Source organism: Arthrobacter sp. DMZ02-1R (assembly GCF_057747935.1).
In genome coordinates, this window is sequence record NZ_CM173230.1 from 3,107,860 (window position 1) to 3,120,369 (window position 12,510).

General features: G+C 62.9%; 13 protein-coding genes, 1 tRNA gene and 1 pseudogene. 2 read left to right on the forward strand and 13 right to left on the reverse strand.

Translation table 11 applies throughout. From position 1 onward, the window contains the following. Positions 1-77: 77 nt before the first annotated feature. The 5 genes from AC3ANQ_RS14910 to gcvH all read right to left on the reverse strand — a co-directional run bounded on the left by AC3ANQ_RS14910 (position 78) and on the right by gcvH (position 3,160). Positions 78-671: a MerR family transcriptional regulator gene (locus AC3ANQ_RS14910; protein WP_323054716.1), complete on the reverse strand. Its 594-nt coding sequence runs from the start codon at positions 669-671 to the stop codon at positions 78-80. Positions 672-912: 241 nt separating this feature from the next. Continuing rightward, on the reverse strand, positions 913-1,416 hold the full coding sequence (locus AC3ANQ_RS14915; RefSeq protein ID WP_488305339.1) for a bifunctional nuclease family protein: 504 nt from the start codon (positions 1,414-1,416) through the stop codon (positions 913-915). Beyond that, on the reverse strand, positions 1,416-2,132 hold the full coding sequence (gene ftsR, locus AC3ANQ_RS14920) for a transcriptional regulator FtsR (protein ID WP_488301763.1): 717 nt from the start codon (positions 2,130-2,132) through the stop codon (positions 1,416-1,418). Before ftsR ends, AC3ANQ_RS14915 begins: the two co-directional genes overlap by 1 nt. A gap of 20 nt (positions 2,133-2,152) precedes the next feature. Continuing rightward, on the reverse strand, positions 2,153-2,632 hold the full coding sequence (locus tag AC3ANQ_RS14925) for an FHA domain-containing protein (RefSeq protein ID WP_488301764.1): 480 nt from the start codon (positions 2,630-2,632) through the stop codon (positions 2,153-2,155). A 141-nt stretch (positions 2,633-2,773) separates the two neighbouring features. Then, positions 2,774-3,160, reverse strand: a complete 387-nt coding sequence (gene gcvH / locus AC3ANQ_RS14930; RefSeq protein WP_488301765.1) for a glycine cleavage system protein GcvH — start codon at positions 3,158-3,160, stop codon at positions 2,774-2,776. Positions 3,161-3,323: 163 nt separating this feature from the next. On the opposite strand from gcvH, the gene AC3ANQ_RS14935 reads away from it, so the two are divergent. Further along, positions 3,324-4,226 (forward strand): DNA-formamidopyrimidine glycosylase family protein, encoded by a 903-nt coding sequence (locus tag AC3ANQ_RS14935; protein ID WP_488301766.1) that lies wholly within the window; start codon positions 3,324-3,326, stop codon positions 4,224-4,226. A 51-nt stretch (positions 4,227-4,277) separates the two neighbouring features. On the opposite strand, the gene AC3ANQ_RS14940 is transcribed toward AC3ANQ_RS14935, so the two are convergent. Further along, positions 4,278-5,501: an MFS transporter gene (locus AC3ANQ_RS14940; protein WP_488301767.1), complete on the reverse strand. Its 1,224-nt coding sequence runs from the start codon at positions 5,499-5,501 to the stop codon at positions 4,278-4,280. Positions 5,502-5,673: 172 nt separating this feature from the next. On the opposite strand from AC3ANQ_RS14940, the gene AC3ANQ_RS14945 reads away from it, so the two are divergent. Next, positions 5,674-6,120, forward strand: coding sequence for a MarR family winged helix-turn-helix transcriptional regulator (locus tag AC3ANQ_RS14945; protein ID WP_461836203.1), 447 nt, complete (start codon positions 5,674-5,676; stop codon positions 6,118-6,120). Positions 6,121-6,198: 78 nt separating this feature from the next. On the opposite strand, the gene AC3ANQ_RS14950 is transcribed toward AC3ANQ_RS14945, so the two are convergent. The 7 genes and pseudogenes from AC3ANQ_RS14950 to AC3ANQ_RS14980 form a co-directional block, all read right to left on the reverse strand. After that, positions 6,199-6,549, reverse strand: a complete 351-nt coding sequence (locus tag AC3ANQ_RS14950) for a zinc ribbon domain-containing protein YjdM (protein WP_488301768.1) — start codon at positions 6,547-6,549, stop codon at positions 6,199-6,201. Positions 6,550-6,836: 287 nt separating this feature from the next. After that, positions 6,837-6,910, reverse strand: a tRNA-Pro gene (locus AC3ANQ_RS14955). Positions 6,911-7,037: 127 nt separating this feature from the next. After that, entirely contained in the window at positions 7,038-8,588 is a 1,551-nt protein-coding gene (gene der, locus AC3ANQ_RS14960; RefSeq protein ID WP_488301769.1) for a ribosome biogenesis GTPase Der, read from the reverse strand. Between the two features lie 10 nt (positions 8,589-8,598). Continuing rightward, positions 8,599-9,298: pseudogene (locus AC3ANQ_RS14965) on the reverse strand (lysophospholipid acyltransferase family protein). Between the two features lie 25 nt (positions 9,299-9,323). Beyond that, positions 9,324-10,037, reverse strand: a complete 714-nt coding sequence (gene cmk, locus AC3ANQ_RS14970; protein ID WP_488301770.1) for a (d)CMP kinase — start codon at positions 10,035-10,037, stop codon at positions 9,324-9,326. Beyond that, positions 10,037-11,143: a prephenate dehydrogenase gene (locus AC3ANQ_RS14975; RefSeq protein WP_488301771.1), complete on the reverse strand. Its 1,107-nt coding sequence runs from the start codon at positions 11,141-11,143 to the stop codon at positions 10,037-10,039. The genes cmk and AC3ANQ_RS14975 overlap by 1 nt, the downstream gene beginning before the upstream one ends. Before the next feature lie 3 nt (positions 11,144-11,146). Further along, positions 11,147-12,382: a pseudouridine synthase gene (locus AC3ANQ_RS14980; RefSeq protein WP_488301772.1), complete on the reverse strand. Its 1,236-nt coding sequence runs from the start codon at positions 12,380-12,382 to the stop codon at positions 11,147-11,149. Positions 12,383-12,510: the final 128 nt, after the last annotated feature.

Here is a 12,510-nt window from a genome sequence, read left to right on the forward strand (position 1 = left end):
TCGGAAGACGGCTTCATTGGTCTTTGGTGGCGGTTCGCAGGAATCCCGACGGCGGTTTAGCCCGTGCGGCGCGCGGTTTAGCCCGTCCGGCGTGCCGTACGGCGTTTGCTCAGTTCGTCGTCCGGAAAGGGTTGTTCTGCTGCATGCTCGCTCGGGAGGGCAGCGAGGCTGCCCTCGACTTCGCGCCAGACCCGGCCAACTGCGATGCCGAATACGCCCTGGCCTCCCTGCACCAAGTCAATGACTTCGTCTGCAGAAGTACATTCATAAACGCTCGCGCCATCGCTCATGAGTGTGATCTGGGCCAGGTCTTCCACTCCGCGTTCACGCAGGTGCTCAACGGCCGTGCGGATCTGCTGGAGGGACACGCCTGTGTCCAGGAGGCGCTTGACGACTTTGAGGACCAGGATGTCACGGAAACCATAGAGCCGCTGCGATCCGGAGCCAGCTGCGCCGCGGACAGCTGGTTCTACAAGTCCTGTACGCGCCCAGTAGTCCAGCTGGCGGTAAGTGATCCCTGCTGCCTTGCACGCGGTGGGACCGCGGTAGCCGGCATCTTCATCCAAGACCGGAAGGTCCTCGGTGAAAAGCAGACCCTGGGCACCGCTTGCGGGGACAGCAACGCCTGCCGAGGCCTGCTTTAGCTCGCCTGCTTCGCCTTTGGGACTCACGTGACCCTCCTTGTCAGAAGTTCCCTTAGGGATGGTGCATGTGGCGGCCAACACGAAAGGGAAATGCAGTCGTGTAATTTCAACGCGTCCGCACCTTTCAGTGTGACTTGCGCGGGTCCCGGATGCAACGAGAACTTGATACCTTCGACGTTAGGCGTGCCGAGGCCTGAGGTCAAAGACGTTCGGACCATTTTCAGGTCGTGTCGAAACTTTCACCCTCAACTTTAACCTTAGGTGGCCTTCAGCCTTCGAAATCCTCAGGCTCCACGTCGTCCAGAAACTCCCGGAAACGGCGCAATTCACGCTCTTCGTCGACTTCGGGGCCGGGCTCGGTATCTTCGCCTTCATCGTGTTCGGTGATCCGGACTCCGGCTTCATCCATCACGGCATCGGCACACCAGATGCGGCATTTCGCCCGTAAGGCAAGGGCCAAGGCGTCAGACGCACGGGAACTGACCACTGTGCCGTCGTCGAACTGGAGCTGACCGTAGAAGATGTTGTCCTCAACCGCCACAATATTCACGCTGACGATCGTGTGGCCTAGAGCCTCAACGACGTCGATCAGGAGATCGTGGGTCATGGGCCGGGGCGGCACCACACCCTGCTGGGCCAAGGCGATGGCGCTGGCTTCGGGCGTGCCGATCCAGATGGGAACATGGCGTTCCCCGTGCATCTCGCGCAGGAGAACCAGAGGCTGGTTTGAAGGCAGTTCAATCCGCACTCCAACGATCTCGACCTCGATCATCATGCTTCCATACGGGAGATACGGTCCTGCACCAAGGCACGGTGCAGGCTGAGGCAGAGTTCGCTGATTTCGCGGGCGGCTTCTGCAGCCCGAGACTGCGATGCCGCATCCTTGCGGGACGTCAGCGGAGCAACGACCCGTTCCACCAGGCCGAATTCACGTTCGGCGGCGGCTTGGAAGGGCCGGAGGTGCCGGGGCTCAAGTCCATGGCTTTCAAGTTGGACACATGCCCGCGCCACTTGGAGGGCGTGTTCGTCGAATTTTCCATTGACGTGGCTGATGAGCCCGAAGCTGAGGAGGGACTGCAAAAGCGGGACGCTGGCTCCCGATTCCGTCCGGAGCTGTTCCTCGTTCAAGGCGCGCGCGTGGCCCTGCAATTCAGCGGCCAGTTCGTCCGAGACTATCCGGGGTGAAACGGACACGCCGGGCGGAAGGTTTTCGGGACGCTCGCCGCGGTCTATCGCGTCCAGATAGTCCTTGATGACTTTGAGCGGCAGGTACTGGTCGCGCTGGAGCGCCAACACGAAGCGCAAACGCTCGACGTCGCTCTCGGAATACTGCCGGTATCCGGCAGGAGTGCGCTTCGGATTGATCAGTCCCTTTTCCTCAAGAAAACGGATCTTGGACGCCGTCATGGTGGGAAAGTCGTCGCTGAGTTGAGCGAGGACCTCTCCGATGTTGAGGACCTGCGGTCCGCGCCGTTCCGGCTGGGCCATTGCCACAGGCGTACCCGGAATCAGTCTTGGCCTGCTGCGCGGGCAGGACTCAGGTAGTAGGTGAGGCGGAACTTCCCGATCTGGACCTCGCTGCCATTCTTGAGTAGCACATTGTCTACCCGGTCTTGGTTGACATAGGTGCCGTTGAGGCTTCCGGTGTCCACCACTTCGAAGCCCTCGGGGGTGCGCACGAACTCGACATGCTTACGCGAAACCGTCACGTCATCCAGGAAGATGTCCGCATCCGGGTGGCGGCCGGCCGTGGTGGTGTCCGAGTCTAGGAGGAACCGTGCACCGGCGTTGGGGCCGGTGTGGGCAATCAGCAACGCCGATCCTGGAGGCAATGCTTGGACTGCCGCGCGCTCTTCGGGTGCCAATGGCGGGCGGACATCCGACTCATGGTGCCGCACGGGCGTGAGTTGGATTGACGTGGTCTCCGACGTTGGCTGTCCTACTGCACCGTGCTCGTCACGGGCTTGGTTCTGCTTGCCGCCAACCATGGAAATCCTCCTCATCCGCCAGCAATTGTCACCAACTGCCGGTTACGCATCTACCCGGTTCCGCCGGGCCAAACGGGTCGCTGGCCCGCCGCAGCCGCTCCCCTGTTTTGAGGAGAACCGACTTGGCGGGCCAGATACCTTTTAGCCTACCTGTTGTTCGTACTCTGATGCACTGAGCAGGGTCTCGATGGCGTCAGCTTCCGAAAGCTTTACCTCGAACAGCCAACCGTCACCGTAGGGATCCGAGTTGATCAGGGCAGAGTCAGTATCGAGAGCCTCATTGCGGGAGACAATTTCGCCGCTGACCGGGGCGTAAACGTCGCTCACGCTCTTCGTGGACTCAACTTCACCCACGACGTCGTTTCCCTTCACCGTGGTGCCGGGTTCCGGCAGCTGGGCATAGACAACGTCGCCGAGTGCATCCTGGGCGAAGTCCGTGATGCCGACGCGCACGACGCCGTCTGCATTCGGGGCGCTAACCCATTCATGTTCGGCGGTGTAGGAAAGATCGGCAGGAATAATGCTCATGAGTCGCCTTTCATCGGGACGTTACGGACCACGACGGCGGCCCGGAGGTCCGGCCACCGCTGAAAGTATAAGCACATACAGCTCTCCTCCCCACAGGTGTCTGGGATGATTGGAACCAGACTCGAGCCGCATAGTCCTGCAACGCCGTCGAAGGAGCGCGATCATGCCGGAACTGCCGGAACTAACTGCCCTGACCGATTTCTTGGACGAGCGGCTATCCGGCGCACGGCTCACCCAGTTGCTGCTGCCTTCGGCGTTCGCCCTGAAGGTTGCGGATGTTCCCTATGAATCGCTGATCGGGCGGACAATCGATTCCGTCGATCGACAGGGAAAATTCCTTGCTTTCAAAATCGCCCCTTCCGTTGAAGCACCCGAGGGCGGAGACTCAGCAGAGCCGCTCTACCTGATCGTCAATTTCGCGAAGGCCGGCTGGCTGCGGTTCTCAGACAAACCTCCTGGTGCCGAAGCCACTGGTGCGGGCGGCTATTTCGCCGCGCAGCTGGGCTTTTCAAACAGCGGCCACGATTATGGTGTCACCCTGACCGATGCAGGAGCGTGGAAGGGATTGGCCATCTTCATCGTTCGCCAGCCTGTGGAGGTCCATGGCATCGCAGAACTGGGACCGGATCCCCTCGGCCGCGGCTTCGGCTTGGACGAGTTCAGCAGGCTCTTCCGCAACAGGCAGCAGATCAAAGGGATCCTGAAGAACCAGAAGCTCATGGCGGGTATCGGGAACGCCTATAGTGACGAAATCCTTCACGCAGCGAAGCTGTCCCCCGTCGCTACCGCCTCTTCTCTGGAGCCGGACGCAGTGGAACGTCTCTTCACGACAATGAAGGACATTCTCAGTGGCGCCGTCCAGGAGTTCTCGGGAAAGAAACCCAGCGAGCTGAAGCCGGCCAAGAAAGCCTCCATGCGCGTGCACGGCCGGACCGGAGAGGCTTGCCCTGTCTGCGGGGACACCGTGCGGGAGGTTACCTTCGTGGGCACCTCGATGCAGTACTGCCCCACATGCCAGACCAACGGCGAGATCCTGGCCAAACGCGGTTCGGGCAACGACGGCTGATTCCCAACCAAAGCCCAGGACATTCCTGTGGCGGGCTTCGGTTTGTTTCGCTTACGCGACCGGCGACTCCTCAGGTTCGCGTACGACGTCGGGGGCTACTTGCGGTGCGGAAGCAGACTGTCCGGCTCCCCCGCGCCGTGCGGCTCCCGCGGCCGCGATCATCACGAGCAGGGCGGCGACGGTGATAATGGCCCCGGCCCAGATGGGCGAGGTGTAGCCCAAGCCCATGGTGATCGTGACGCCGCCCATCCAGGCACCGAGGGCGTTGCCCAAGTTGAAGGCGCCTATATTCGCGCCGGAGGCAAGGGTGGGCGCGGTGGTGGCAAAGTGCATGACGCGCATCTGCAGGCCCGGGACTGTGGCGAAGCCGAATCCGCCCATGAGCGCCAGCGAGAACAAGGTAGCCACGGGGCTCGCGGCGGTGAGTGCGAAGAACACGAGCACCAGCACCAGGCCCGCAAGGATGACCACAAGGGTTTTGTCGATGGATTTGTCGGCCGCCTTGCCGCCGGCAATATTGCCAACAAACAGTCCGGCGCCAAACAAGACCAGGAGCCACGGGACGGCGTGGGGATCAAATCCGGAGACTTCGGTCAGAGTGAAGGCGATGTAGGTGAAAGCGCCGAACATGCCACCGAAGCCAAGGATGGTGACGATGATGGAAAGCCACACCTGACCGGACTTGAAGGCGCCAAGCTCACTGCGGAGACTGCTGGTTACAGCGTCGTCCTTGGTGCGCGGGACCATGAGGCCAATGCCGACGAGGGCGACAACGCCGATGATGGTGATGGCCCAGAAGGTGGAACGCCAGCCCAGGTTTTGACCGAGGAAGGTCCCGAAGGGCACGCCCAGAACGTTGGCGGCAGTGAGACCGGTGAACATGATGGCAATGGCTCCGGCCCTTTTGTGGGCGGGGACCAGGCTGGCTGCGACGACCGAGCCAATGCCGAAGAAGGCTCCGTGACAGAGGGCGGCGACGACACGCCCGATCAACATGGCCGAGTAGCTGTCCGCGATGGCGGAGAGGAAGTTGCCAGCGATGAACAGAACGAGAAGCCCGATCAGCACGGGCTTACGGGGCAAGCGCGTTACGGCCGCTGTGACCAGGAGGGCTCCGACAACGACGCTGAGCGCATAGCCGGTAATGAACCAGCCGGCGGCCGCTTCGCTGACTCCGAAGTCCGTGGCAATCTCGGGCAAAAGGCCCATGATGACGAACTCGGTCAAGCCAATGCCGAATCCGCCCAGGGCAAGGGCAATCAACCCTGCGGGCATGTCGTGCTCCTTTGTGGGGATGGATTCCCGTGAGACTGGAAGTGCGTCGCCGAGAACCGTAGAATATTAGTTGCAGACGCCGTATATATGGTTGCACACGCCATGTATTTGCGCAAGCAACTACTTTTTGCGCGTCTAGTTTTCTTCATCAATGGCAGGAGTTACGGGAGACATGGGCATCAAGGACGACGCCGTTGAGGTGCGCGCACAGGGGTGGCGGACTCTCGCTGCCCTGCATGGCAACATCGAGGCAGCGCTCGAGAAGGCGTTGCAGTCGGCCGCGGATCTTTCGGTGGTCGAGTACACCGTGCTGGACGCGCTGAGCCGCCAGGACGGCTGGCACATGCGCATGCAACAGCTGGCCAGGGCGACTGCACTATCCAGCAGCGCTACCACGCGGCTGGTAAACCGGCTCGAGGACCGTGCGCTGCTGACCAGGATCCTGTGCGCGGACGACCGCCGCGGGATTTATACCGAACTTACCGAGGCTGGCCAGAAGTTATTGCTGGCGGCGAGGCCGGTGCACGACGAAACCCTGGCGGAGTCCCTGGCTGCCGCAGAATTGGTGCCGGAGCTTGAGCCGCTGGTCAAGGCGCTGGGGGCGCTGCAGGGGGTTTGAGGCTTTTGCCTTGTTTCGTCGGGCGCGCGCTGGGCGTGGTGCCCTGGCGTGCAGCGGCGCGCGCCCTACGGCGGGGCGTCAGACTTTTTTGACGACGCTGGATTTGAGCTGCATGGGGCCGAAGCCATCCACTTTGCAGTCAATGTCGTGATCCCCCACGCCGTTCACGAGACGTATGTTGCGGACCTTTGTGCCGACCTTGATGGCCGTAGCACTCCCCTTGACCTTGAGATCCTTGATCACCGTCACGGTATCCCCGTCCGCGAGCAGGTTGCCGACGGCGTCCTTGATCTCCGTCGACTCTGACTCCGCTTCATCAGACGCGGCTTGCGACCATTCATGGGCGCACTCGGGACAAACCAGCAAGGCGCCCATCTCGTAGGTGTATTCGCTGGCGCATTCGGGGCAAGGGGGAAGGATTTCACTCACCGTCCAATGATAGACGGGATGAGCGTGCTTCGGTCTCGGCACTTGGCTCGGTCTCGCCCTGCCTGACATGGACGACGCGCATCTCGTTTAACGACACCCATCTTGACCCCGGACACCGGAATACACGCGTCCCATGTCCGTTTCCGGGTCGTGGATCGGTTTCCGCGTCACGGGTCCTTTGCAGCGTCGACCCGCGATCAGGCAGGATCCTGGAACAAGCAAGCAACTTAAACGCAAAGTCCCGGGAACCCTCCGGTTCCCGGGACTCTGTTATCGATACCTTGCGGTCGGGCTGACAGGATTTGAACCTGCGACCCCTTGACCCCCAGTCAAGTGCGCTACCAAGCTGCGCTACAGCCCGTCAGTTCTGCCGTTCTCCGCCTAGATTTTCACCTAAGCAGTCCGGCCGAACCACCTCAAAAAGCTTACACGATGTTCGAGGTTTCCAATGACACCTCGGCGGGTGTCATCTGTGATGCGCGTCTCAATTAGCGCTTCTTGCCGCGCTTTTCGCGGACGCGCATGTTGACCTCGATCGGCGTGCCATCGAAGCCAAAGGTTTCCCGCAGGCGGCGAGTGATGAATCGGCGGTATCCGGGGTCCAGGAAGCCCGTGGTGAAGAGCACGAACTTTGGCGGACGGCTGGATGCCTGGGTGCCGAACAGGATGCGGGGCTGCTTGCCGCCGCGGACCGGGTGCGGGTGGGCAGCCACGAGCTCCCCCAGGAACGCGTTGAGGCGTCCCGTGGGGATGCGCTTGTCCCAGCTCTCCAAGGCGAGGTCCAGTGCGGGCACCAGACGGTCCTTGTGCCAGCCGGTCTTGGCTGAAATGTTGACGCGCGGCGCCCACTCCACGTGTGCCAGGTCCTGCTCGATTTCACGCTCAAGGTACCGGCGACGTTCGTCGTCGAGCAGGTCCCACTTGTTGAACGCGAGGACTAGCGCGCGGCCCGACTCGATGGCGAGCTGCAGGATGCGGACGTCCTGTTCGCTGAGGACTTCGTCGACGGCGAGGAGCACGACGGCGACCTCCGCCTTTTCGAGCGCGGCCTGGGTGCGCAGGGAAGCGTAGAAGTCTGCGCCCTGGGCCATGTGCTGGCGGCGGCGGATGCCTGCGGTGTCCACGAAGCGCCACGTGCGTCCACCGAGTTCGATGAACTCATCCACGGGGTCGCGGGTGGTTCCGGCGAGGGTATCAACCACAACGCGCTCAGATCCGGCCAGCTTGTTCAGCAAGGAGGACTTGCCGACGTTCGGACGGCCGATGAGGGCAATACGGCGGGGTCCGCCGGAGCGCTCAACACCCTCTACCGTGGAGAACTCGGGCAGGGTGTCCATGACGTGGTCCAGGAGGTCGGCAACGCCACGTCCATGGAGGGCGGACACGGGGTACGGCTCGCCGAAGCCAAGGCCCCAGAGCGCGGCCGAGTCGGCTTCCTGCGCAAAGTCATCGACTTTGTTGGCCACCATGATGACCGGCTTCTTGGACTTGCGCAGCATCTTCATGACGCCTTCGTCCGTGGCAGTGGCGCCGACGGCGGAGTCCACCACGAAGAGCACTGCGTCAGCGAGTTCCACGGCCATCTCGGCCTGTTCGGCGACGCGGGCGTGGATGCCCCTGGCGTCGTGCTCCCAGCCACCGGTGTCCACCAGCGTGAAGTTGCGGCCGTTCCAGTGTGCCGAGTACATGACGCGGTCACGGGTAACTCCCGGAGTATCCTCGACGACGGCCTCGCGGCGGCCGAGGATGCGGTTCACCAGGGTGGACTTGCCGACGTTCGGGCGTCCAATGATGGCCAGTACCGGGTCAAGCTTGAGCGGACCGTCTTCGCCTTCGTCGTCGTAAAGCCCGCTCAGCAGCGCTGCGTCGTCCTCGTCGAGGTCATAGTCGTCCAGGCCTGCCCGGAGGGAGGCTGCGCGGAGTTCGGCTTCATCGTCGTCCAGGGCGGCGAGGTGTTCAGCCACCTGGTCGGTGCCGGTGGGCGTGTATTCGTCGTCGCCGGCTCCGATGTTGCCGGATTTGTGAGTCGTATCGCTCATTGCACTTTCCTTAGTGGTGATCTGCCGGCGTCCCGGCTACTTCTTCTTGGCGGTGCTGCATTGGCTGTGGGCCGGTTCGTCTAGTCCCCCGGAAGGGACTGACCGGTGGTCTTGACGGCATCCTGGACGTGTCCAGCCAGCGCAGCGCGGATCTCCGCAGCCGCCCTGTCCATTGAAACACGCCCCGACTCGCCATTTCTGCGGGTCACATTGAAGGGAGCTCCGAAACTGACGTGCAGGCGGCGGCGCGGCCTCGGAATGGAATCACGGTGTTCGTCTCGGATCCGCGTTCCGAGGATAGCCACGGGAATGACCGTGGCCCCGGACATCAGGGCGAGCCACGCAACGCCGTTGCTGATGCTGCCGGCGGTGCCGCTCCCTCGAGTTCCTTCAGGGAGAATCCCGACGCAACGGCCGGCGTCGAGCACTTGCTTTCCGAGCTGGAGCGCAGCGCGGTCGCCGGAACGGTCAACGGAAATCTGCCCCGAAGCACGGAGCACACGTCCCAGGAAACCCTCGAACATCTCCTTCTTGACCAGGATGTGCATGGGCCGCGGAGCAGCGCCGAACATCACCGGCCCGTCCAGGAAGCTGATGTGGTTGCCCGCGAAAATGACCGGACCGGACTTGGGAACGTTGGAGCGCCCCGTGATCGCGGTCCGGTACAGGACATGATCCAACAGCCAGCCCACAGGCCGGCTCCAGAGCATGGTCCAGCGTGCCGGGAGGCGGGTTTCAATCACCGTAGATAACCTTGCCCACAATGCTCAGTGCTGTTTCGACCGTTTCCTCGAAGTCCAGGTCCGAGGAATCAAGGGCGACGACGCCGTCGGCCGCCTGCGTGAAGTTCACCACAGTGGAATCTTTGGCGTCGCGGTGGATCACTTGGGCGGCGAGTTGCTCCTTGCTCTGCGTTCCGCCGAGCTGGAGGCCACGGCGCCGCAGCCGGGCTTCCTCACTTGCGGTCAGCAGCATGCGGACCTCCGCGTTGGGCGCGACGACGGTGGTGATGTCCCGCCCTTCCACCACCATGCGACGGTGGTGCTGTTCGATCAGCTGGCGCTGGCGGCGAATCAGCTCGTTGCGGGCACCCAAGGTGGTTGCCACCGCGCTGACGGACGACGAAATCCTGGGCTCGCGGATTTCCTCCGTGATGTCCACTCCGGCAACGCTGACGTACTCGGTGTTGGCGCTGGTGCTAAGTTCCAGCGGGAGATCCTTTGAGGCTTGCTCGACGGCGGCACCATCCGTGAGGTCGATGCCGGTCTTGAGGCAGTACCAAGTCAATGCACGGTACATCGCACCCGTGTCCAGGTAGGCGAGCTTCAAGCGCCGGGCAACTTCCTTGCTGACGCTGGACTTGCCGGAGCCGGACGGGCCGTCGATGGCGACCACGAGTGGCTTGCCCGGGCGTACAACGGTCTCCGGGCCGAAAAGGTCACGTGTCATTACTGGAGTACCCGCCATCCACGGTCGGTCAAGGCTTCAACAAGGAGGTCATGCTTGTTGGGCATCACGGAAAGTTCCACCATGCCAACGTTCTGCCCGGACGAGTGATCCAGGCGGAGGTCTTCGACATTGACGCCGATCTCACCGATCTCCGTCAGCAGCCTGGCAATCTGCCCGGGCCTGTCGTCTACCAGAACTGTAAGCCATGAATATGCCTGCGGGGGTCCGCCATGCTTCCCCGGGATTCTGGCCTGCCCGGCGTTGCCCTCGCTGATGAGCTGGGCAAGGTCCAGGCGGGCACCGGGGGCCGTGGGATCCTCCAAGGTACCGATCAGGCGGTTGAGGTCCTCACGGACACCATGGAGGATATCCACCATCTTGGCCGCGTTGTTGCCAAGGATCTGCACCCAGAGAGTGGGATCGCTGGCAGCAATCCTGGTGGTGTCCCGCAGCCCATTGCCCGCCAATGACAGCGCATGAAGCGGCGTTCCCTGCAAGCGGCTGGCGAGAAGCGATGACATCACCTGGGGCAAATGAGACACCAAAGCAACGGCTTCATCGTGTTCCTCCGCCGTGAACTGGGAAACGATTGCCCCCAGGTCTCCGGCAAGGGAACGCGCGGTCTGAAGCGCATCGGCGCTGGTCACCTCGGACGGACAAAGTACCCAAGGCATGGAGGTGAAGAGCTCGCCACGGGCGGCAACCGGCCCCGACTTTTCGCGCCCAGCCATCGGGTGCGTCCCGACGTAGCGGGACATGTCCACCCCACGGCCCCGGAGGTCAACCTGGATTGCCAGCTTGATGCTGGCAATGTCCACCACAACGGCCTCCGGGTATTCGCCCAGGGCACGCTGAACGACGTCGGCGGTGACATCCGGCGGCGCGGCAACGACAACCAACTGGGGAGAGCCGTCGAGCTCCGACAATGGCCTGCCCGCACCGATGTCCACGGCCACGGCCTGGTTGGTTGGCGACGGGTCCGAAAGGAACACGGAGACACCCCGGCCACGCAGGCCGAGACCGATGCTGGCTCCGAGCAGGCCGGTGCCGAAAACGACCACCGGGCCGTCAAGGTGGCCCCGGCCGTGCGAGTGGAATGCCGACATGCCTTACAGTCCTACGGAGGCCAGAAGGTGTCCGACTTCCTGCTTGCCGAGGTTGCGGATGCTGCCCTGGCGCTGGTCGCCCAGGCCGATGGGACCGATCTTGACGCGAACGAGCCGCAGCACGGGGAACCCGACGGCTTCGAACATGCGGCGGACAATACGGTTCTTGCCGGAGTGCAGCACAACCTCGATCAGCACATGGCCCGGAGTGGAGTCCACTAGCTTGAAGGAGTCGACGGAAGCAATGCCGTCTTCGAGCTCGATGCCGGCCTTCAGCTGCGCGCCGACACCCTGAGGGAACGGACCACGGACCTGTACCAGGTACGTCTTGGGCACCTCATAGGAGGGGTGCGTCAAGCGGTTGGCAAGTTCGCCGTCGTTGGTCAGCAGCAGCAGTCCCTCGGTGGCGACATCAAGGCGGCCCACGTGGAAGAGACGCTCGCCTTTGTTCTTGGCGGACTTGAGGAAGTCGCTGATGCAGGGGCGGCCCTCGGGATCTTCCATGGTGGAGACGACGCCCTTGGGCTTGTTGAACACCATGTAGAGCATGGTGTCATCGAGCTGGATGCGAATGCCGTCGACGTGGATCACGGCAGACGTGGGGTCAACGCGCATGCCAAGCTCGGTAGTGAGCTGGCCGTTGACCTCGACGCGGCCTTCCTGGATCATTTCCTCGCAAACACGGCGGGAAGCCACGCCGGCCTGGGCCATGACCTTCTGCAGGCGGACGCCATCAGCGTCGTGCTGCTCGGACTGAAGAACTTCGCCGCGGCGACCGCGGGGCTTGCGGATCGGACCAAGGTTCTGGCCGAAGCGCTCACTGCCGAAGGCGCGGGAAGCGTACTGTTTCTTGTTGCTGGCCTTCGGCTTCAACGCGCCCGGCGTACCCGGAGCCTTGCCGAAGCCGGGCTTGTTGGAGCCTGGCTTACGGGGGGCCTTTGCCGGCCTCGCGTCTTCACGGCGCTCGTAGCCTCCCGCCGAGGTGGGGTTGTCCGGATCGAAGGGGCGCTCTTCACGCGGACGGGTTGGCTTGAAGGGGCGGTCTCCGCCCGGGGAGAAGCTGCGCTTGCTGCCTCCGGAAGCGCCGCCTGCACGGCTTGCGCCTCCGCGGCCGGCGCCGAAGCCGCTGCCTCCTGCGCGGCCAGCGCTGCTGCGGCCTGAGTCTTGCGACTCATTGCGTCCGGAACCGTTTCGTCCCGAACTATTACGTGGTGAACCCTGGCGTCCCGCCTGTGTCATGACCCGTCCTTTTGTTATTGTGGCCAGCTTGTTCTTTCTCAACATTAGCCAGCCGGACAGAGAATATCTGCCCTGTGAACTCTGCCCGCTACTAGCCGGGCGTTGGTAGATCCTTGCAGTATCGAGTT